This window comes from Virgisporangium aurantiacum (assembly GCF_016863635.1).
Classification (GTDB): domain Bacteria; phylum Actinomycetota; class Actinomycetes; order Mycobacteriales; family Micromonosporaceae; genus Virgisporangium; species Virgisporangium aurantiacum.
Genome location: NZ_BOPG01000005.1, coordinates 49,530 through 69,490, shown reverse-complemented (window position 1 = coordinate 69,490; position 19,961 = coordinate 49,530). Strand labels below are relative to the sequence as shown.

Here is a 19,961-nt window from a genome sequence, read left to right as displayed (position 1 = left end):
CGAGCGTGCCTCCGGTCCTTACCGTTCTCGCGCGCAACCGCGACTTCCGCCTGCTGTTCTTCTCCGAGCTGATCCTGTTCGGCGGCGACTGGTTCGTCATGATCCCGCTGCTCACGCTGCTGCCCGACCTCACCGGCAGCGGCCTGTGGGGCGGCCTGGTGCTCACCGCCGACATGGCGCTGCTCGCGCTGCTGCTGCCGTACACGGGCACGGTCGCCGACCGGGTCGACCGCCGCCGCGTCATGATCGTCGCCAACCTCGCGGCGATCGTCGCGGTCGCCGCGCTCCTCCTCGTGCGATCGAGCGGCACGGCGTGGATCGCGGTCGTGGCGGTGGGCTGTTTCGCGGTCGCGAAGGCGTTCTACTCGCCGGCCGCGTCGGCCGCGCTGCCCAACACGGTCGCGCCCGAAGACCTGGCCACGGCCAACGCGCTGTCCGGTTCGGCGTGGGGCACGATGCTCGTCGTCGGCGCGTCGCTGGGCGGCGTGGTGTCGGCGGCGGTCGGTCCGTACGTCTGCTTCGGTGTCACCGTGGCCTGCCTGCTGGCGTCGGCGCTCGCGGTGTGGCGGGTCCGCGGGCCGCTCCAGGCCATCGTCCCGGTTTTGGAGGACGCCGTGAGCGCGTCCGACAGATACGGCGTCCACGACACGGCGCCGCCTCCCGGCGGCAAGGCGCCTGACGGCGCCTGGCCCGCCCTCGTCGAAGCGACCCGGTACATCCGAAGCAACCCCCGCGTCGCGTCTCTCGTGACCGTGAAGAGCGCCGTCGGCCTGGGCAACGGCGTCCTGGTGGCGTTCCCGCTGCTCGCCACCTCCGTCTTCCGGATCGGCGAACTCGGCACCGGCCTGCTGTTCGCCGCCCGCGGCGCCGGCGCGCTCATCGGTCCGCTGCTGTTCCGCTGGGTCCTCAAGCGCCGCGACCTGCTGCTGCCCGCGCTGGCCGTCTCGATGTCCCTGTACGGCCTGGCCTATCTCGGCGTGTCCGCGACGACCTGGTTCTGGCTGGCCCTGATCCTGGTGACGATCGCCCACCTGGCCGGCGGCGCCAACTGGGTGATGTCGAACTTCGCGCTGCAGGAGGAGGTGCCCGACGCGCTGCGCGGACGCGTGTTCGCCACCGACATGATGATCGCGACCCTGGCGGTGGCGGTGAGTCAACTGATCGCGGGCGTCTTCGTCGACCACGTCTCGCCGCGCGTGGTGGTGGCGGTCTGCGCCCTGGTGACGGTCGCCTACGCGGTCTTCTGGCGGCTGTTGACCCTGCGCGTCATGCGCACCTGACTCAGCGCGGCTGCTGCTGGTCGGGTGGCGGGCGGTCGAACGTGCCGCGCGGGATCGACCAGACGCCGGAGTGGATGTTCCAGTCGGGCTGGCCCGGGGCCTGCTGGGGCGGCGTCCACCCGGCCGCGGGCTGCGCCTGCGGGGTGGCCTGCTGTTGCGGCTGGTACGGGCTCGCCTGGTGGGGCTGGTACTGCTGTGGGATCTGGTGCAGCGGAGGCTGGGCCGAACCCACCGCGGCGCCCGCCGGGAAGCCGGTCTGTGGCGCCGTCGCCGGCTCGGTCGCGGCCGGCCGCGCGACGTTGGTCGCCGCGATCAGCAGCCCGACGCCGAGCGCGATCGAGAGGGTGGTGCCGAGAACTCCGATCTTGTTCAGGTTGGCGGCCGTGGCGATCTCGTCCTCCCTGATCGCATTCGGAACGACCTGGGTCCACCAGATCATGTCGAAGACCGCGGCCACCACCAGCACGCCGCAGGCCGCGGCGGCCAGCACCGCGGCGAGCCCGCCGACGCGCCGGACGCGTACCAGCGTGAAAACGGCTCCCCCGAGGGCCACCACGAGGAGCACGCTGTCGGCCAGGACGAGTGCCCACTGTTCCATCGCTGCCCCTGTTGTCGATCTGTAGTCGGTGCATGACCGTGCTCATACCGGCCGGCCCACCGTAACGTGTTTCCGCCTGGGAATAACATGCCCGTTCATGGCGCTCATCTCCACGTCGGTCGTGGTTCGCACACCGGCAACCAGCGCGAACCTCGGCCCCGGGTTCGACACCTTCGGGCTGGCGCTCGCGCGCTACGACCACGTCGAGGCCCGGGTCACCGGTTCCGGCGTCGTGGTCGAGGTTTCGGGCGAGGGCGCCGGTGAGCTTCCCGGCGACGAGACGCACCTGGTGGCCCGCGCGATGGCGGCGGCGTTCGACCTGCTCGGCGAGGTGCCCGACGGCCTGCTGCTGCGCTGCGCGAACGACATTCCGCAGGCGCGCGGGCTGGGGTCCTCGTCGGCGGCGATCGTCGGCGGCATCCTCGCGGCCCGGGCGCTCACCGTCGACGGCGCGGCGAAACTCGACGACGCGGCGGTGCTTGCCCTGGCCAGCGAGCTGGAGGGGCATCCCGACAACGTGGCGCCCTGCCTGCTGGGCGGGTTCACGATCGCCTACGAGGAGAACGGCGTCGGCCGGGCGGTCCGGCTCACGCCGTCGCCGGAGATCGTGCCGGTGGCGTACGTGCCGGCCGAGCGCGGGCTCACCGCCCACGCGCGGGCCGCGCTGCCGCGCGACGTGCCGCACGCCGACGCGGCGTTCAACGCCGCCCGGGCGGCCCTGCTCGTGCACGCGCTCACAGCCGATCCCGATTTGTTACTTTCCGCAACCGAGGACCGATTGCACCAGCAGTATCGGGCGGCGGAAATGCGACAGTCGGCCGATCTGGTCGCTGACCTGCGCAGGGCGGGCATTCCGGCGGTGGTGAGCGGCGCCGGCCCGACGGTGCTTGCGTTGCTGCGTGACAGCGGGTCGGGCCTGCCCGCGGCCCCGGATTTCGGTCCGGAGTGGCGGGTGTGGCAGTTGCGTGTCGATGCGACCGGTGCGTCGACTGCGCAGGGTACTATTGGACACGCCGAGCGGGACCCTGTTGCCGCAGGTCGAGAGAGTTGATTACGCTCTAGACCGCAGCATCCGCTACGCGCGGCGATCGCGAGCGGGGCGGCGTACCCCGAATCTCCTGGCACCCCCAGCTGCGCCGGCCGCCTAACCCGCTATCTCCACGCATTCGTCATTGCTGAGCGGGGTCCGGCATTCCGGTTGGAGGCAACCGGGCCGGCCGTTCGCTGCACAAACCCTGCCGCGCCGAGGGCTCGGCAGGTTTCCGAGGCCGTCCGGCCGTATAGCGAATTCCGGGCAGCCCCGGCCTTACGAGGGAAGGAATCCATTGAGCGAGACCACCGAGGTCACGGCAGACGTGACCAGCGGCGGCGCCCCCGCCGAGGCGGCGGTCGCCGAGCGGGCAGGCACCACGCGCCGGCGGCGCGCCGGTGGCGGGCTGGCGTCGATGTTGCTGCCAGAACTGCAAAGCCTGGCCGCTTCGCTCGGCATCTCCGGCACGGCCCGCATGCGCAAGGGCGAGCTCGTCACCGCTATCCAGGAGCGCCAGGCCGCCACGGCCGCCCGCAGCGAGGTGGCTGCGGCCGCCCCGCGTGAGGAGCGCCCCAAGGTGGCCGCCGAGCCGTTGCCCATCGCGGTCGAGTCGGCCCCATCGGCGAACCAGCCGGTGGCGCAGGCCGCCAACGCCCAGGCTTCAGCGTCCGCCACCGAGCCGGCCGAGGGCCGCACCCGTCGGGCCAGCCGTCCGGCCGGGCCGCCCGAGCCGCGCCCGTCCTCCGACGCGCGCGCCGCTCAGCAGGGCGAGTCGGCCACCGACGAGCGCCCGCGCGAACGGTCCCAGAACGAGCGGGGCCAGAGCGAGCGGGGCCAGAACGAGCGGTCCCAGAACGAGCGGGGCGAGCGCCACGGCGGCGAGCGTGGCGAGCGCCGCGATCGCGACCAGCGCGACGGTCGCGACAACCAGCGCGACGGCCGCGACCACCAGGGCCGTGACCAGGGCCGTGACCAGAACCGTGACCAGAACCGCGACCAGGGCCGTGAGCAGGGGCGCGACCACCAGGGCCGTGACCAGAACCGCGGTGACCAGAACCGTGGCGACCAGAACCGCGGCGACCAGCGCGACCAGCAGGGCCGCGACGACGACGAAGACGGCGAGGGCGGCCGGCGGGGCCGGCGCAGCCGGTTCCGTGACCGTCGGCGCGGTCGCAACGAGCGGGGTCCGGGCAGCGAGGGCGGTGGCGGCAACGACCCGCAGGTCACCGACGACGACGTGCTCGTCCCGGTCGCCGGCATCCTCGACATCGTGCGCAAGGACGGCGGCAACAAGTCCGACAGCGCCGACAACTACGCGTTCATCCGCACCACCGGCTACCTCAGCGGCCCGAACGACGTGTACGTCGCGATGGCCCAGGTCAAGCGGTACGGGCTGCGCCGTGGCGACGCCGTCACCGGTGCCGTGCGGCAGCCGCGCGACGGAGAGGCGCGGCGCGAGCGCTACAACCCGCTGGTGCGCCTCGACACGATCAACGGGATGGACCCGGAGGAGGCGCGTCGCCGCCCCGAGTTCTACAAGCTCACGCCGCTGTACCCGCAGGAGCGGCTGCGCCTGGAGACCGAGCCGCACATCCTCACCACCCGCGTCATCGACCTGGTGATGCCGGTCGGCAAGGGGCAGCGCGCGCTGATCGTCTCGCCGCCGAAGGCCGGCAAGACGATGGTGCTGCAGGCGATCGCGAACGCGATCACCCGCAACAACCCCGAGTGCCACCTCATGGTCGTGCTGGTCGACGAGCGTCCCGAAGAGGTCACCGACATGCAGCGGTCGGTGAAGGGCGAGGTCATCGCCTCGACGTTCGACCGTCCGCCGCAGGACCACACCACCGTCGCCGAACTCGCGATCGAGCGGGCCAAGCGGCTGGTGGAGCTGGGTCACGACGTGGTCGTCCTGCTCGACTCGATCACCCGTCTCGGCCGTGCCTACAACCTGGCCGCGCCGGCGTCGGGCCGCATCCTGTCCGGTGGTATCGACTCCACCGCCCTGTACCCGCCGAAGCGGTTCCTGGGCGCGGCGCGCAACATCGAGAACGGTGGCTCGCTCACCATCCTCGCCACCGCGCTGGTCGAAACCGGTTCGATGATGGACACGGTGATCTTCGAGGAGTTCAAGGGCACCGGCAACGCCGAGCTCAAGCTCGACCGCAAGATCGCCGACAAGCGCATCTTCCCCGCGATCGACATCGACCCGTCGAGCACGCGTAAGGAAGAGATCCTGCTCGCGCCCGACGAGTTCGCGATCGTGGTCAAGCTGCGGCGGGTCCTGCACGCCCTCGACTCGCAGGAGGCGCTGAACGTGCTCCTCGAGCGCCTGAAGAAGACCCGTACCAACATCGAGTTCCTGATGCAGATCGCGCAGACGACGCCCGGGGAGTAGTCGCGGTTGGGGCAGGCCGACGTACCGGTCTGCCCCACTCCGGAAATAACCCGGCGCGGTTCGGGGTTTCAGCACGTGGCAGAATTGCCGCTGGCTCAGGTTCCGGTTCACGCCCGAGTCGCCCGCACTGAGGTTGCGGGCGATGGTGACGGCGACCCGGCGACCATCATCCGAGAGGAACCAGGAAATGAAGCAGGGCGTCCACCCGCAGTACGTGACCACCGAGGTCACCTGTTCCTGCGGTAACACCTTCACCACGCGCAGCACGGCGAAGAACGGCTCGATCCACGTCGAGACGTGCAACGTCTGCCACCCGTTCTACACGGGCAAGCAGCGGGTGCTCGACACCGCCGGTCGCGTGGCGAAGTTCCAGCAGAAGTACGCCAAGGCCCAGCAGGCTCAGGCCAAGAAGGCCGGCAAGTAGCTTTCCGTTCCGCGCCCGCCGCCCCGCCGCAGGGGCCGGCGGGCGTTGGCATGCCCAGGATGAAACGAACCAGGGGAGTGGCACATGACCGAACACGGGTTTGGACCCGATCGGCTCGGCGCGCTGCTCGCCGAGTACTCGGAGCTGGAGGAGCGGCTCGCCGACCCGGCGATCCACGCCGACCAGGTCGCCGCGCGCAAGGTCGGCCGCCGGTTCGCCGAGCTGACCCCGATCGCGAAGACGGCCACCGAGCTCACCCTGGCCCGGGCCGACCTCGAAGCGGCCCGTGAACTGGTGGCCGAGGATCCCTCGTTCGCCGCCGAGGCGGCCGACCTCGAGGCGCGCCTGCCGGAGATCGAGGAGCGGCTGGCCGAGCTGCTGATGCCGCGTGACCCGAACGACGCCAAGGACGTGATCCTCGAGATCAAGGCCGGTGAGGGCGGCGAGGAGTCGGCGCTGTTCGCGGGCGACCTGCTGCGCATGTACCTGCGCTACGCCGAGCGGCGGGGCTGGGTCACCGAGGTGCTCGACTCGCAGGAGTCCGACCTCGGCGGGTTCAAGGACACCGCCGTCGCGATCAAGACGCGGGGCGTGCCCGACGGCGGGTACGGCGTCTGGTCGCGGCTGAAGTGGGAGGGCGGGGTGCACCGCGTGCAGCGGGTGCCCGTCACCGAGTCGCAGGGGCGCATCCACACCAGCGCCGTCGGCGTGATCGTCTCCGCCGAGGCGGAGGAGACCGAGGTCGAGATCGACGCGGGTGACCTGCGCATCGACGTGTTCCGTTCGTCGGGGCCGGGTGGGCAGAGCGTCAACACCACCGACTCGGCGGTGCGGATCACCCACATGCCGAGCGGCATCGTCGTCTCCTGCCAGAACGAGCGCTCGCAGCTGCAGAACAAGGACCGCGCGATGCGGATGCTGCGGGCCCGGCTGGCGCTGCTCGCCGAGGAGCAGGCCGCCGCCGCGGCCTCCGACGCGCGCCGGTCGCAGGTGCGCACCGTCGACCGGTCGGAGCGGATCCGTACGTACAACTTCCCGCAGAACCGGATCAGCGACCACCGCATCGGTTACACCGCGTACAACCTCGACCTGGCGCTGGCCGGCGACCTCGACGGCGTCCTCGAAGCACTGATCGACGCCGATCGCAAGGCGCGGCTCGACGGTGAAGACCACCTGACGCGGCGGTAACAACGGGCTGTGACGCCCACTTCATCCAGTTGAAACAGGGGTCCAAGACGATTGCGATTCGGTATCGTCGCTGACGGCCGCGACGACCAAGGCAAGCACGAGGTATGCCATGAGTACTGATCTGAGTGCGGGTCCCCGCGCCGTCGTCGCGACCGCCGCGGGGCTGATCTACCGGGTCGGCGTCTCCGTGGTGGGTGCCGAGAACGTGCCGACCGCGCGGGCCAACGCCTGGGCCGCGGTCTGCGCCGACCGCGAGCGGGCCCGCGAGCGCGAAGAGGTCGCCCGGCTCATCGCCGCCGCGCGGTAGCGCTCAAGAGGCCGGCGCGATAGCGCTCACGAAGCCCGCGGCGTCGCCTTCGCGTTGAGCATCGCCATGTCGGCGGTCTCGAACGCGTCGGCCACCCGGGTCAGGCCGCCCTCGCCGATCACCGCCCAGCCGATCGTGATGCTGATCGGGGTGCCCGGCACCAGCGCGCTCCAGTCCTCACCCGACACCGCCGACACGATCCGCCGCTCGATCTCGTGGGCCTCCGCCCGCGACGTCGACGGCAGCAGCACCACGAACTCGTCGCCGCCGTAGCGGGCGACGAAGTCGCCGCGGCGCATCACGCGGTTGAGCACACCGGCGACGCGCTGCAGCACGATGTCGCCGCTCAGGTGCCCGTGCACCGTGTTGACCTTCTTGAACCCGTCGAGATCGCAGACGCCGAGCACGGCCGAACCGCCGTGGCCGACCAGGTCGGCGACGTACTGCTCCAGGTAGCGGCGGTTGGGCAGCCCGGTGAGCGGGTCGGTGTTCGCCTCGTCCTGGTACTTCGCGACCCGTTCGTGCAGGTTCTCGCGGTCGAGCCGGGCGGCGACGCCGTCCATGAACAGGTCACGCAGCCGGTCGGTGTCGGCCGACGCCACCCGGTGGGCCTGCCGGTCGGCCGCGTACGCGGCCGCGTAGTCGCCGGTGGCCACGTGGGCCAGCGCGCGCAGCCGGGGTACCTCGCCGGCGCCGGCGGTCTCGTCGGACACGACCGCGGTCTCCAACCGGGCGACCGCCTCGATCGGGCGGCCGATGGCGATGGCGTGGCAGGCGCGGCCGAGCGCCCGCAGGTCGTCGGCCCGGCGGGAGGCGCCGTCGCGCAGCAGCGGACGCGGGTCGATCTCGTCGAGCACCCGCCGGTAGCCGAGGGCGGCGAGACGCACGGCGGCGTACCCGTAGTTGGCCCGGTTGATCGGACGCGTCTGCGCGAGCTCGCCGCTGGCCAGTTTTGCCTGGCAGTCCTGCACCAGGTCGCGCAGGACGCGCTGGCAGCCGTCGGTGTCGCCGCGCTGGTCGAGCGAGACGGCCAGCCGCAGCCGGATGCCCGGGGTGACGAAGTCGGACGCGGGCAGCCCGATCGCAGCCGCGACCTCGCGCGCCTTCTCGATCGCGCTCAGCGCGTACCCGTGGAAGCCGGTGTACGAGTAGGCGGTGGCGAGGTTGTGCCAGCCCCAGGCGGCCATCGCGTCGGTGAGCTCCACCGCCTTCAGCGCGAACGCGCTGCGGACGAGGTGGTTGACGCACCGGTCGAGCGACCCGAACCGGTAGGCGGTCACCGCGGCGAGCGCGTGCACGCGGCCGTACCGGCCGGGCTCGGGGAACGCCTGGAGCGCCTCGAAGGCGGCGTCGACCGCGGCCGCGTACTCGGTGCTGCGGTCGAGGTTGATCAGTGCGGCCAGCCGATAGATGCGGGCGTCGACGCGGGTGCGCGGGTCGTCGGCGTTGGCGAGTTGCGCGCCCACGGCGAGTGCCTCCGTGACGCGGTCGTCGAAGAGCATCCGCTGCACGCCCGAGAGCATGCGCTCGATCTCTCTGGATGGCTCCGTCGACGGGGCCCGCCCATCGGCGGTATGCGTCACGGCACACCCCCATCGAATCGAGCCAGCCGTTTCCCCGGTGCGCCCGCTCCGCCAACCGTTCGTTTGGGGGTCGAGCAGCGCCGCACCGCCTATCCGTCGCAGGTGGTGTCTCATGATTATGAGGTGTCCCAGGCGTCTACCAACATGTCACCGAACCGTTCGAAAACTGTGCGCCAGGTAACCGAAGAAATTGCGCACGTTTTGTCCGCCGCCGATGTGCCATCTCCGGTTGTGGACGCGCGCGAACTGATCGCATTCGTGGTGAAAGTACCCAGAAACCAGCTCGCGTTAGTGACGTGGATCACTGCCGAGCAGCAGGCGGAAATTCGTATCATGGCCGGCCGGCGGGCCCAGCGCGTCCCGCTGCAGCACCTCACCGGAAGCGCGCCGTTCCGCTATCTCGACCTCGCCGTCGGCCCGGGTGTGTTCATCCCCCGGCCGGAGACGGAACCGCTCGTCGGCTGGGGCCTCGACGCGATCGCCGGTCTCGCCGCCCCGCTCGTCGTCGATCTCTGCGCCGGGTCGGGCGCCATCGCGCTCTCGGTCGCGCGCGAACACCCGGGCGCCGTCGTGGTCGCGGTCGAGCAGAGCGCGGGGGCGCTGCCATGGCTCCGGCGCAATGCCGCGGCCACCCCGGTAAAGATCATCGAAGGCGACGCGGTGAGCGCGGCGACGCTGCGCGACCTCGACGGGCAGGTGGACGCGGTGCTGAGCAACCCGCCGTACGTGCCCTGCGCGTCCACGGTCCCCCCGGAAGTTTCCGACCACGACCCGGCGGCGGCGGTCTTCGCCGGCGCCGACGGCCTCGACGTGATCCGCGGCCTGGTGGTGCGGGCCGCCGCGCTGCTGAAGCCCAGCGGCGTGGTGGCCGTCGAACACGACGACGGTCACGGTGTTGCCGTTCCCGACTTGCTGCGCCGGACCGGCGCCTTCGGCGACGTGGCCGACCACGACGACCTGACCGGGCGCCCCCGCTTCGCGACCGCGCGACGTTTGGCAGACTGACCGATCGTGATGCTCTACGACTGCGCCAAACTCGAGGAGCGCGACCGCGGCGTAACCGCCGCGGTCGAAGCCGTCCAGCGCGGCGACCTCGTGGTCCTGCCCACCGACACGGTGTTCGGCATCGGCGGTGACGCGTTCAAGTCGTGGGCGGTCACCGCGCTGCAGAACGCCAAGGGGCGCGACCGGAGCATGCCCGTGTCGGTGCTCGTCGGCTCCCGCAACACCCTCGACGGCCTGGTGTACGGGCTGCCCGCCACCGCCCGCGACCTGGTGGAGGCGTTCTGGCCGGGCGGGCTGACGATCATCGTCGAGCACGCCACCAGCCTTCAGTGGGATCTCGGTGAGACCGACGGCAGGGTCGCGGTGCGCATGCCGCTGCACCCGCTGGCGCTGGAGGTGCTGCGCGAGACCGGGCCGATGGCGGTGTCGAGCGCCAACAAGGAGGGCAACCCGCCGGCCAAGACGGCCGCGGAGGCCCGCGACCAGTTCGGCTACTCGGTGAGCGTCTACCTGGAGGCGGCGGTGTCGCCCGATCCGCAGGCCAGCACGATCGTCGACCTGTCGGGGTCGCGGCCGGTGCTGATCCGGGCCGGCTCCATCTCGTACGAGCAGTTGCTCGAGGTCGCCCCCGACATGGAACAGCGCGACTAGAGCTCGACGGGGCCCTTGCGGAGGACCTCCAGGCCGCCGTCGTCGGTCACCCGCACCAGCGTCGAGGCGCTCGGCTCGGTGATCGCCTCGTCGTGTTCGAGGACGTACACGGTTTCGCCCTCGGGCCAGGCGAGCGTCTCCAGCGTGCCGCGGTCGAGCGGGAGGCTCTCCTCGCCGCTGCGGTTCAGGCTCGTCGCCGTGATCGGCACGCCCAGCAGGTCCACCACCTGCAGGGTCGCCGGGTGGTCGGGCACGCGGATGCCGACCGTGCCGTTCAGGGTCACCAGCTCGGCCGGCAGGTTCTTCGCCGGCACCACCACCGTGAGCGGGCCGGGGGTGAACCGGCTCAGCAGGTCGACGGCGACCTCGTCGAGCTCGGCCCAGCGCGACGCGAGCGCCAGCGAGGAGCACGCGACGTGCACCGGGTTGCTCTCGCTGCGTCCCTTGGCCGTGAAGACCTTGCGGACGGCGGTGAGATCGGTGGCGATCGCTCCGAGCAGGTGACCGGTCTCGGTGGGTAACACCGCGAGGCCGCCGCCGCGGAGATGATCGGCCAGCCGGGCCGCGTCACCGAACCGGAGCAGGCCGGCCGGCGTGCGATGGAGAAACTCGAACATGTTCATGGGCACCAGGAGCGTACTAGGCTCCCGGCCGTGGGTCCGTTCAGCGTGCTGATGGTGTGCATGGGCAACATCTGCCGGTCGCCGATGGCGGAGCGGCTGCTGGTCCTGGCGGCGAAGGAGCATGTCGGCGACAAGGTCGCCGACCTGCTGCTGGTGCACGGGGCGGGAACGGGTGGCTGGCACGTCGGCGCCCAGATGGACCCGGGCGCCGCCCGGCAGGTGCGCTCGCGCGGGGGAGACGCCGACGCGTTCGCCGCGCGTCAGCTCACCACCGCGCACATCGAGTACTCCGACCTGATCCTCACCGCCACCGGCGAACAGACCAAGTTCGTCCACGGCATGCGGGCCGACGCGGCCGACCGCACGTTCGTCCTCGGCGAACTCGGCCGGTTGCTGCCCTCGGTCGACGAATCCGCGCTGCCGCCGTTCGCGCCCGACCCCGACGCCGTCTACGCGCGCGGCGTCGCGCTGGTCGAGGCGGCGGCAGCGGTCCGCGGTCACCGGCCGCCGCGGCCGGCGGACGATCTCGACGACCCCTGGGGACGGGCCGACCGCTACTTCGGGCGCATCGCCGACGAGATCGAGAAGACGGTCCAGCCGCTCGCGCGCGTCCTCCTGAGTTAGCAAACGGCGCGCAATGGGAAAGCTCCGAGCGTGCCTCGTGTAGCCCAGCGCCATCGCTCCTGGTGGCATCGCCTGCGCCTGCGTCCCCGGTTGGCACTGGCCGCGCTGGCCGCCTTCCTGGTCGCCGTGCCGGTGACGCTGCTGGCGCTGGCCGCCCGCGGCGGCTGGGCACCGGTCCGGAACTTCGATCTCCGGGTGGCCGCCGACCTGCACCGAACCGTCGGCGCCCAGCAGTGGCTCGTCGACACGCTGAACGTGCTCGACAAGGTGTTGCACCCGACCGTGTTCCGCGTGGCCGTGGTGGTGCTCGTCGTCGTCCTCGCCCGGCGCGGTGCCTGGCGGCTCGCCTGGTGGGCGGCGATCACGATGGCCACCGGCAGCGCGCTCGGGCTGGTGCTGAAGCTGATCGTCGCCCGCTCCCGCCCGTCGTTCGACATGCCGTTGGCGACCGCGCCCGGCTACAGCTTCCCGTCCGGCCACGCGTTGAACAGCACGGTCGGTGTGCTGGTGCTGCTGCTGGCCGTGCTGCCGGCGCTGTCGACGGTCCGCCGGCGCGCCGCCGCGTGGGTCGTCGCCCTGGCCGTGATCCTGCTGACCGCGTTCGACCGGATCGCCCTCGGCGTCCACTACGTGAGCGACGTGGTCGCGGCCTGGCTGGTCGGTGTCGCCCTGGTGGCGGCCACGGCCGCCGCGTTCGAGACCTGGCGCCGCGACGTCGGCCGGCCCGCACACGATCCGCTGGCCGGTGTCGACCCCGAGGCCGCCCAGCGGGTGACCGGATGATCAGCTTCCGGGACGCGGCGGGACACCACATCCTCCGCCGGGTGGTCGTGCCCGGGATCGTGCTCTACCTGTCGCTGGTCGGGGTGGGCCTGCTGCTCGCCTTCCCGCTGAAGAACCTCATGAAGCCCGAGGACGAGGTCAACCGCGACCTCGCCGAGGGCCGCACGCCCGACTGGACCACCACCACCGGCGTCATCAGCAAGCTCGCCGACACCGCGTCGATCATCGCGCTGCTGCTGATCATCGCGCTGCTCCTGCGCTGGCTCTTCCGCCGGTGGGCGGAGGCGGTGACGCTGATGACCGCCGTCCTGCTGCAGGCCAGCATCTTCCTGCTCACCGCGCTGGTGATCGACCGGCAGCGGCCGGCCGTGCCGCACCTCGACGCCGCGCCGCCCACGTCGAGCTTCCCGTCGGGCCACACCGGCGCCGCCGTGGCGTTGTACGGCGGGCTCGCGATCATCGTCGGGTGGCGGGTGCGGCACCTGGTGCCGAAGGTGCTGCTGATCAGCGTCCTCGTGGCGGTTCCGTTCCTGGTCGCGGCCGCCCGGCTGTACCGCGGCATGCACCACCCGAGCGACGTCGTCTTCGGCGCCGCGAACGGAATCGCCTGCCTCACGATCGCCGTCCGCGCGTTCCTCCCGACCCGCGGCCGCCCCCGCCCGTTCCCCTGGCACCCGGTCCACCAACGCACCCCCTCATCCCAGGACGCGACCCCCACCACGAGTTGATCTTGCGGCGGGTGCGGGGCGGGTGGCGGCGGCGGCCTTCGCGATGTTGCGGGACATTCCGCCGAAGATGACCGAGTGGAACGGCCATACGGCGGCCCAGTAGGCGTGGCCCGCGAGGCCGCGGGGGAGGAACACGGCGCGCTGGCAGTAGACGGCCGTGCTGGCAGCAGCTGGTTTGTCGCCGAGGGAGGCGACTGCCGCGTCACCTTGCATTGCCCTCATCTCGAGCCACGCGCGGCCCGGCAGCCGCATCTCGGCGCGCAACCGGAGCATTTCGCCGGGCACGATCTCCTCGACCCGCCAGAAGTCCACGGCCTCGCCCAGGTAGAGGCGGTGCGGATCGCGGCGGCCGCGCCGCAGCCCGACGCCGCCCACGGCCCGGTCCAGCCAGCCGCGCACCGCCCAGGCCAGCGGGAACGAGTACCAACCGGTCTCGCCGCCGATCGCGGTGATCACCCGCCACAGCTCCTCGGGTGACGCGTCGACCCTGCTCTCGCGCTGGTCGGTGTAGACGGTGCCGCCCGACCAGTTCGGGTCGGTCGGCAGCGGTTCGGCGGCCGGGGTGCCGGGCCAGGACGAGCCGGTCCACCGGGTCTCGACGTCGGCGTCGCGGATGCGGGTGAGCGCGAGCCGCACGGCCTCGTCGAACCCGGTGAGTCCGCGGTCGGGGTCCGGCACGAACCGCGCGATGTCGTGTTCCCGGGCGACGGCCTCGTGGACCAGGCTGCCGACCAGCGGCCGGGCGATCGCGTTCGGCACCGGCGTGACCAGGCCGACCCAGAGCGACGAGAGCGTCGGTGACAGGAACCTGGTCGGGACGATCAGCCGTTTCCGCAGGCCGGCGACGCGGGCGTAGCGGCGCATCATCTGCTCGTAGGTGAGCACGTCGGGGCCGCCGATGTCGAAGGCGCGGTCGACGTCGTCGTCGATCTCGCCCATCCCGATGAGGTAGTGCAGCACGTCGCGGATCGCGATCGGTTGGATCCGGTTGCGGACCCAGCGCGGGCACACCATCGCCGGCAGCCGCTCGGTGAGGTAGCGCAGCATCTCGAACGACGCCGACCCGGAGCCGATGATCACCGGCGCCCGCAGCACGACCGCCGGCACCGCGCCCTTCAGGAGGATCTCGGCGACCTCGTGCCGGCTTCTCAGATGGGCTGACGCGTTCGGGTCGGCCGGATCCGGGCCGCCGAGGTAGACGATGCGTTTCACGCCGGTCCGGGCGGCCACCTCGGCGATGTTGGTGGCGCCGTCGCGGTCGAGCTTCTCGAACCCCTTCCGCCCCAGCGAGTGGACGAGGTAGTAGACGACGTCCGCGTCGCGGAGGGCGTTCTCGAGGCTCGCCGGGTCGGCGACGTCGCCCTCGACGATCTCGACGTCCCCGGCCCACGGCACGTCGCGGAGCCGCGCGGCCGACCGGGTCAGGCACCGTACGTCGTGTCCCCGGGCGGCGAGCCGGGGCGCCAGCCGGCCGCCGACGTAGCCGGTCGCACCCGTAACCAGTGCACGCATGCCCCGGATCATGCCCGTTTTGAGCAGGTCAGACACGTAGACTTCGCGGCATGGGCGAGTTCTGGGGGCCTAGCTTCGCGGCGCTGCGCGCCGCCGACCCGGAGATCGCCGACGTCGTGCTCGGCGAACTCGACCGGGTGCGGGGCGGGCTGCAGCTGATCGCGAGCGAGAACCTCACGTCGCCGGCGGTGCTGGCGGTGCTCGGGTCGACGCTGACGAACAAGTACGCCGAGGGGTATCCGGGGCACCGGTACTACGGCGGCTGCGACGAGGTCGACCGGGCCGAGACGCTCGCCATCGAACGGGCGAAGGCGCTGTTCGGCGCCGAGCACGCCAACCTGCAGCCGCACTCGGGCGCGAGCGCCAACCTGGCCGCGTACGCGGCGCTGCTGATGCCGGGCGACACGGTGCTGGCGATGGACCTGCCGCACGGCGGGCACCTCACCCACGGCAGCAAGGTGAACTTCAGCGGCAAGTGGTTCCGCGCCGTCGGGTACCGGGTCACGCTCGACGACGAGTTGATCGACTACGACGAGGTGCGCGACCTCGCCCTGGAACATCGGCCCAAGATGATCATCTGTGGGGCGACGGCGTACCCGCGGCTGATCGACTTCGCCCGGTTCCGGGAGATCGCCGACGAGGTGGGCGCCTACCTGGTGGTCGACGCGGCCCACTTCATCGGGCTGGTGGCCGGCGGCGCGATCCCGTCGCCGGTGCCGTACGCCGACATCGTCACCGCCACCACGCACAAGGTGCTGCGCGGGCCGCGCGGCGGCATGATCCTGTGCACCGCCGACCTGGCCGCCCGCGTCGACAAGGCGGTGTTCCCGTTCACGCAGGGCGGGCCGCTGATGCACGCGGTCGCCGCGAAGGCGGTGGCGCTGCGGGAGGCGGCCGCGCCGTCGTTCGCTTCCTACGCCCGGCAGGTGGTCGCGAACGCGCGAGCGCTCGCGGCCGGGCTCGCCGCCGAGGGCATGCGACCGGTGTCCGGCGGCACCGACACCCACCTGGCCCTGATCGACCTCCGCGCGCTCGGCGTCACCGGGCAGGCCGCCGAGGAGCGGTGCGACCTGGCCCGCATCACGCTGAACAAGAACGCGATCCCGTACGACCCGGAGACGCCCATGATCGCGTCGGGCATTCGCGTGGGTACGCCGTCGGTCACCACGCAGGGGTTCACGGAGCCGGAGATGGCGCACGTCGCGCGGCTGATCGCGCGGGCGGTGCGGTCCGATCCGGACACGCCGGCCGGCCGCATCGCGCTGGGCGAGGTGGCGTCGGAGGTCACCGATCTGGTGGACGCGTTCCCCGCGTACCCTCAACGGGTGGATGCGGTTCTCGCGTGAGCGTTGTTTCGGTTCGTGGGCGGATGACCCACCTGCCCGTGGGGTTGAAGACCAGCGCGGTGATCTTCGTGCTGATGGTCGCCGGCGGAGCGGTTCTCGGCGGGCTCACCGGTGCGCTCGGCGCCGCCGCCGGGGTGGGCATCGTGGTGGCGAGCTTCACGGTGTCGAGCCTCGTGATCGCCTGGGCCGACTCGGTGCACCCCACGCTGGTGCTGCCGGTGGGCATGTTCACCTACATCCTCAAGTTCACGGCGATCGGGTTCGCGATGGCGGCGGTCGTCGCGTCGGGCTGGGACGGGCTCACGGCGCTGGGTGTCGGCGTCGCCGTGGCGACGATCGGCTGGGCCACGGCGCAGGCCTGGTGGGTCTGGCACGCCCGCATCCCGTACGTGGACGTCTAAGGCTTCGGGGATCCCGACGACGCCTGCACGCAGGGGATCGTGACCCGGGCGCTCGCCGCGTCGACGAAGTAGGTGCGCTCGTCGTTGCCCACCGTGCCGCCGACGAAGGTGCGGTAGGTGCCGGGCGCGCAGGCGACGGTGGCGAAGGCGGTGCGGTCGCGCTCGGCCCGCTTCTTGGTGGTATCGACGCCGGTGGCGCCCATCGCCAGTTGCTTGACGCTGACCCACTGGCCGCCGGAGTCGATCTGGAGCGAGACCGTGACGTCGACCGTTCCGGTGGACCTGGCACAGCGGTACCGGCCCGGGCCGGACACCCGCCCGGCGCGCACCGTCGGCACGTCGGCGTAGATGGTGCACCGGGAGCCCGGCGGGCCGCCGTCCTTGGAGCCGGTGCCCCGTCCGGCAGTTCCGGAGCCCTCGGCGTCGGGTTGTCGCACAATGAAGAAAGCAGCCAGTACCAGAGCGAACACTACGAGTAGCGCCTTCATCTGAACCCACCCCCCAGTGGGATCTGCTTTCTACCAAGGTAGTGACATTTCGGATGCGGAGATACCCCACGGAGGGGAAACACCAAACCGATGAACGGGAGTAATGTGACGGGTTACCGGCCGGGAGCCGCCTAGCATCGTCAGTACCCCCGCGTGAGCTACTCGCGGGGGTCGACTCACAACTGCCGAAACGCGCTTGATATGGTTCGCGCGTCATGGCCGATGACGAGAACAGGTCCCCTCGCCGCGATGAGGCGCAAGGCGTCAACGCGGGATGGGCCGCCGTGAGCTACCTCCTCTCCGGGATGTTGGTGTGGGGGTTCTTCGGCTGGCTCGTCGACCGTTGGTTGGCAACCGACGGAATTGGCTTGGGTATCGGTGCCGTCGTCGGCGCCGCTCTCGGGTGTTACCTCACCGTGAAGCGGCTAGGGGCATAGGAGGAGACCAGAGGCATGCTGCGCACCGTCGCATCCGAAGTGCCATGGCCACCAGGCGTGCACGAGTTCTTCCCGCCGCCGATCGCGGGACCCGATCACTGGTTCACGAAGTTCACCCTGTTCCTCTGGATCTCGGTCGCAGTGATCCTGATCTTCTTCCTGGTCGCGTACCGCAGCCCGAAGCTGGTACCCACCCGCACGCAGTGGATGGCCGAGTCCGTCTACGGGTTCGTGCGGGACGGCATCGCGAAGGACATGATCGGTGCCCGGGGAGTCGCGTTCGCGCCGTACCTGTCGACGCTGTTCGTGTTCGTCCTGGTGATGAACCTGTGGGCGATCATCCCCGGCGTTCAGATGTCGCCGAACTCGCACATCGCGTTCCCGGCCATGCTGGCCGTCATCACATACGTGCTCTTCAATTACGTCGGTATCCGCGAGCACGGCTTCGCGAAGTACATGAAGGCCCAGCTCGTGCCCCCGGGCGTGCCGTGGTGGCTGATCCCGCTGGTCGCCGTCATCGAGCTGCTGTCCACGTTCATCCTGCGGCCGCTCACGCTGGCCCTGCGGTTGTTCGCCAACATGTTCGCGGGCCACGTGATCCTGCTGGTCTTCTCGCTGGGCGGCTTCATGCTGTTCAACAGCGAGGCGATCTTCCTGAAGCCGGTCTCGTTGCTGTCCTGGGCGCTCGCGATCGGGCTCACCCTGTTCGAGCTGCTGGTCGCCGCCCTGCAGGCGTACGTGTTCGTGCTGTTGACCTCGTTCTACGTGCAGACCTCGCTGGCCGACGAGCACTGAGAGCGACTCGCAAAGACCAGCGCGGGCGGTGTACCGACCGCGACCAATCAACCCGTCCCGTCCAACGCGTGGTTCGCCACGCGCTAGCAGGAGGATTTTCAGAGCAATGGCACTCGCTGAAGTTACCGGCAGCATTGCGGCCGTTGGATACGGCCTTGCCGCCATCGGCCCCGGTATCGGTGTCGGTCTCGTGTTCGCCGCCTACATCCAGGCCACCGCGCGTCAGCCCGAGTCGGCCGGTATCACCCGTACCTACCTGTTCCTCGGCATGGTCCTGATCGAGGCGCTCGCGCTGCTGGGTATCGCGTTCGGTTACGCGTTCGGCCCCGGCACCCCGTAATAGGAGGCCGCAATGCTCGAATTCCTGGCCGCCGAGGGCGGTGAAGTCCATACCCCCAACCCGGTCGTCCCGATCTGGCAGGAAGTCCTCATCGGTGCGATCGCCTTCGCGGTGCTCGTGTACATCCTCGGCAAGTTCGTCTGGCCGCGGATGGAGGCGACCTTCCAGGCTCGCGTCGAGGCGATCGAGGGCGGTATCCGCAAGGCGGAGAACGCCCAGAAGGAAGCCGCGCAGCTGCTGGAGCAGTACAAGCAGCAGTTGGCCGAGGCGCGCACCGAGGCGGCGCGCATCCGCGACGAGGCGCGTGCCGACGCCGCGGGCATCCGCGAGGACGCGACGAACCAGGCCCGTGAGGAGTCCGACCGCATCATCCAGGCCGGGCGCGACGCCCTCGCGGCCGAGCGTGGCCAGATCGTGCGCGAACTGCGGGCCGAACTCGGCAACCTGGCGGTCGACCTGGCCAGCCGCATCGTCGGTGAGGCGCTGGCCGACGAGGCCCGCCAGCGGGGCACCGTCGAGCGGTTCCTCGACGACCTGGGCGAAACGACGCCGGCCGGAGGTAAGCGCTGATGCTCGCCGCCAGCCGGGAGTCCTACGCCGCCGCCGTCGACGCGCTCAACGAGTTCGCCGCCGGTGCCACGCCGGAGCGGCTCACCGCCACCGGCGACGAGGTCCTGGCGGTCGCCGACCTGCTTCGGCGTGAGCCCCGGCTGCGGCGGGCGCTGGCCGACTCGTCCCGGGCGTCCGACGAGCGGGTCGGCCTGCTCGGCGCGGTGTTCGGCGGCAAGGTCGGCGACGAGGCGTTGGGGCTGCTCACGGCGCTGGTGAGCGGCCGCTGGTCGACGCCGTCCGAACTGCTCGACGCGGTCGAGCGGATCGGCGCGGAAACCCTGCTCGCCGGCTCGGAACGGGCCGACGAACTGGGCGACGTCGAAGACGAGCTGTTCCGCTTCGGGCACGTCGTCCGGGGCAACCCGCAGCTCGCCAGCGCGTTGTCCGACCCGTCGGCCGGCCTCGACCGGCGCGGTCAGCTGATCGCCGACCTCCTCGAGGGCAAGGCCAGCCCGGCCTCGCTGCGGTTGGTGACGCTGGCGCTGCGCGGGTTCGGCGGGCGCGGCTTCGACGCCTCGCTCAGCCGCCTGGTGGAGCTTGCGGCCGCCCGGCGCGACCGGCAGGTCGCCTACGTCACCACCGCCGCTCCGTTGAGCGATGCCGAAGAGGAACGCCTCGCCGGTCGGCTCAGCGAACTGTACGGTCGACAGATCTCCCTGAAACTCGACGTCGACCCGTCTGTGGTCGGCGGCGTCAAGGTGCAGGTAGGCGCCGATCTTTACGACGGAACCGTCTCCCGTCGGTTGGCCGAGACGCGCAAGGCACTGGCCGGTTAGATTCAATTCACACCTAGACATAGAGGAAGTTG

23 protein-coding genes are annotated in these 19,961 nt (G+C 71.2%); 18 read left to right on the top strand and 5 right to left on the bottom strand.

Annotated elements, in window-relative coordinates; all coding sequences use genetic code 11:
* The first annotated feature begins 5 nt into the window (after positions 1 to 5).
* Positions 6 to 1,280 carry an MFS transporter gene (locus Vau01_RS03620; RefSeq protein ID WP_203987138.1) on the top strand — a complete coding sequence of 425 codons (1,275 nt, stop codon included), beginning with the start codon at positions 6 to 8 and terminating at the stop codon, positions 1,278 to 1,280.
* A 1-nt stretch (position 1,281) separates the two neighbouring features.
* On the opposite strand, the gene Vau01_RS03615 is transcribed toward Vau01_RS03620, so the two are convergent.
* Positions 1,282 to 1,878: a hypothetical protein gene (locus Vau01_RS03615; RefSeq protein ID WP_203987136.1), complete on the bottom strand. Its 597-nt coding sequence runs from the start codon at positions 1,876 to 1,878 to the stop codon at positions 1,282 to 1,284.
* Positions 1,879 to 1,975: 97 nt separating this feature from the next.
* Here Vau01_RS03615 and thrB point away from each other — a divergent pair, with 97 nt between their 5' ends.
* From thrB to Vau01_RS03590, 5 genes are all read left to right on the top strand, one after another.
* Positions 1,976 to 2,929, top strand: a complete 954-nt coding sequence (gene thrB, locus Vau01_RS03610; RefSeq protein WP_203987134.1) for a homoserine kinase — start codon at positions 1,976 to 1,978, stop codon at positions 2,927 to 2,929.
* A gap of 274 nt (positions 2,930 to 3,203) precedes the next feature.
* Complete coding sequence (rho, locus tag Vau01_RS03605; protein ID WP_203987132.1) at positions 3,204 to 5,306, top strand: transcription termination factor Rho; 2,103 nt, start codon at positions 3,204 to 3,206, stop codon at positions 5,304 to 5,306.
* A gap of 187 nt (positions 5,307 to 5,493) precedes the next feature.
* Positions 5,494 to 5,730: a 50S ribosomal protein L31 gene (rpmE, locus tag Vau01_RS03600; protein WP_203987130.1), complete on the top strand. Its 237-nt coding sequence runs from the start codon at positions 5,494 to 5,496 to the stop codon at positions 5,728 to 5,730.
* A gap of 84 nt (positions 5,731 to 5,814) precedes the next feature.
* Positions 5,815 to 6,918, top strand: a complete 1,104-nt coding sequence (gene prfA / locus Vau01_RS03595) for a peptide chain release factor 1 (protein ID WP_203987128.1) — start codon at positions 5,815 to 5,817, stop codon at positions 6,916 to 6,918.
* Positions 6,919 to 7,027: 109 nt separating this feature from the next.
* The gene (locus Vau01_RS03590) at positions 7,028 to 7,225 is read left to right on the top strand and encodes a hypothetical protein (protein WP_203987126.1); all 198 of its coding nucleotides are present in this window, start codon (positions 7,028 to 7,030) and stop codon (positions 7,223 to 7,225) included.
* 26 nt (positions 7,226 to 7,251) lie between these two features.
* Here the strand turns inward: Vau01_RS03590 and Vau01_RS03585 are convergent, their stop codons facing one another.
* The gene (locus Vau01_RS03585; protein WP_239151280.1) at positions 7,252 to 8,727 is read right to left on the bottom strand and encodes a GGDEF domain-containing protein; all 1,476 of its coding nucleotides are present in this window, start codon (positions 8,725 to 8,727) and stop codon (positions 7,252 to 7,254) included.
* Positions 8,728 to 8,931: 204 nt separating this feature from the next.
* Between Vau01_RS03585 and prmC the strand changes: the two genes are divergently transcribed.
* Entirely contained in the window at positions 8,932 to 9,813 is an 882-nt protein-coding gene (gene prmC / locus Vau01_RS03580) for a peptide chain release factor N(5)-glutamine methyltransferase (RefSeq protein WP_239151269.1), read from the top strand.
* Between the two features lie 9 nt (positions 9,814 to 9,822).
* On the top strand, positions 9,823 to 10,464 hold the full coding sequence (locus Vau01_RS03575; RefSeq protein ID WP_203987293.1) for an L-threonylcarbamoyladenylate synthase: 642 nt from the start codon (positions 9,823 to 9,825) through the stop codon (positions 10,462 to 10,464).
* Here the strand turns inward: Vau01_RS03575 and Vau01_RS03570 are convergent.
* Positions 10,461 to 11,087: an L-threonylcarbamoyladenylate synthase gene (locus Vau01_RS03570; RefSeq protein WP_203987120.1), complete on the bottom strand. Its 627-nt coding sequence runs from the start codon at positions 11,085 to 11,087 to the stop codon at positions 10,461 to 10,463. The genes Vau01_RS03575 and Vau01_RS03570 overlap by 4 nt on opposite strands.
* Positions 11,088 to 11,117: 30 nt before the next feature.
* Here Vau01_RS03570 and Vau01_RS03565 point away from each other — a divergent pair, with 30 nt between their 5' ends.
* Genes Vau01_RS03565 through Vau01_RS03555 form a run of 3 tightly spaced genes read left to right on the top strand, consistent with a single transcriptional unit; the run spans position 11,118 to position 13,222 of the window.
* Positions 11,118 to 11,711, top strand: coding sequence for an arsenate reductase/protein-tyrosine-phosphatase family protein (locus Vau01_RS03565; RefSeq protein ID WP_203987117.1), 594 nt, complete (start codon positions 11,118 to 11,120; stop codon positions 11,709 to 11,711).
* Between the two features lie 30 nt (positions 11,712 to 11,741).
* The gene (locus Vau01_RS03560; RefSeq protein ID WP_203987114.1) at positions 11,742 to 12,494 is read left to right on the top strand and encodes a phosphatase PAP2 family protein; all 753 of its coding nucleotides are present in this window, start codon (positions 11,742 to 11,744) and stop codon (positions 12,492 to 12,494) included.
* Complete coding sequence (locus Vau01_RS03555; RefSeq protein WP_203987112.1) at positions 12,491 to 13,222, top strand: phosphatase PAP2 family protein; 732 nt, start codon at positions 12,491 to 12,493, stop codon at positions 13,220 to 13,222. The genes Vau01_RS03560 and Vau01_RS03555 overlap by 4 nt, the downstream gene beginning before the upstream one ends.
* Here the strand turns inward: Vau01_RS03555 and Vau01_RS03550 are convergent.
* On the bottom strand, positions 13,190 to 14,734 hold the full coding sequence (locus Vau01_RS03550) for an SDR family oxidoreductase (RefSeq protein ID WP_203987110.1): 1,545 nt from the start codon (positions 14,732 to 14,734) through the stop codon (positions 13,190 to 13,192). The genes Vau01_RS03555 and Vau01_RS03550 overlap by 33 nt on opposite strands.
* Positions 14,735 to 14,784: 50 nt before the next feature.
* Here Vau01_RS03550 and glyA point away from each other — a divergent pair, with 50 nt between their 5' ends.
* Complete coding sequence (glyA, locus tag Vau01_RS03545) at positions 14,785 to 16,080, top strand: serine hydroxymethyltransferase (protein WP_203987108.1); 1,296 nt, start codon at positions 14,785 to 14,787, stop codon at positions 16,078 to 16,080.
* Complete coding sequence (locus Vau01_RS03540) at positions 16,077 to 16,481, top strand: hypothetical protein (RefSeq protein ID WP_203987106.1); 405 nt, start codon at positions 16,077 to 16,079, stop codon at positions 16,479 to 16,481. The genes glyA and Vau01_RS03540 overlap by 4 nt, the downstream gene beginning before the upstream one ends.
* Here Vau01_RS03540 and Vau01_RS03535 read toward each other — a convergent pair.
* Entirely contained in the window at positions 16,478 to 16,969 is a 492-nt protein-coding gene (locus tag Vau01_RS03535; RefSeq protein ID WP_203987104.1) for a hypothetical protein, read from the bottom strand. The two genes, Vau01_RS03540 and Vau01_RS03535, sit on opposite strands and share 4 nt — an antisense overlap.
* Positions 16,970 to 17,184: 215 nt before the next feature.
* Here Vau01_RS03535 and Vau01_RS03530 point away from each other — a divergent pair, with 215 nt between their 5' ends.
* From Vau01_RS03530 to Vau01_RS03510, 5 genes are all read left to right on the top strand, one after another.
* Positions 17,185 to 17,406 (top strand): AtpZ/AtpI family protein, encoded by a 222-nt coding sequence (locus tag Vau01_RS03530; RefSeq protein ID WP_203987102.1) that lies wholly within the window; start codon positions 17,185 to 17,187, stop codon positions 17,404 to 17,406.
* Between the two features lie 15 nt (positions 17,407 to 17,421).
* Positions 17,422 to 18,201, top strand: coding sequence for a F0F1 ATP synthase subunit A (gene atpB, locus Vau01_RS03525; protein ID WP_203987101.1), 780 nt, complete (start codon positions 17,422 to 17,424; stop codon positions 18,199 to 18,201).
* Positions 18,202 to 18,307: 106 nt separating this feature from the next.
* A complete protein-coding gene (gene atpE / locus Vau01_RS03520; protein ID WP_203987099.1) occupies positions 18,308 to 18,541 on the top strand; it encodes an ATP synthase F0 subunit C in 234 nt (77 codons plus the stop codon).
* 12 nt (positions 18,542 to 18,553) lie between these two features.
* Positions 18,554 to 19,111, top strand: a complete 558-nt coding sequence (locus tag Vau01_RS03515; RefSeq protein WP_203987097.1) for a F0F1 ATP synthase subunit B — start codon at positions 18,554 to 18,556, stop codon at positions 19,109 to 19,111.
* Positions 19,108 to 19,929, top strand: a complete 822-nt coding sequence (locus tag Vau01_RS03510; RefSeq protein ID WP_203987289.1) for a F0F1 ATP synthase subunit delta — start codon at positions 19,108 to 19,110, stop codon at positions 19,927 to 19,929. Before Vau01_RS03515 ends, Vau01_RS03510 begins: the two co-directional genes overlap by 4 nt.
* Positions 19,930 to 19,961: the final 32 nt, after the last annotated feature.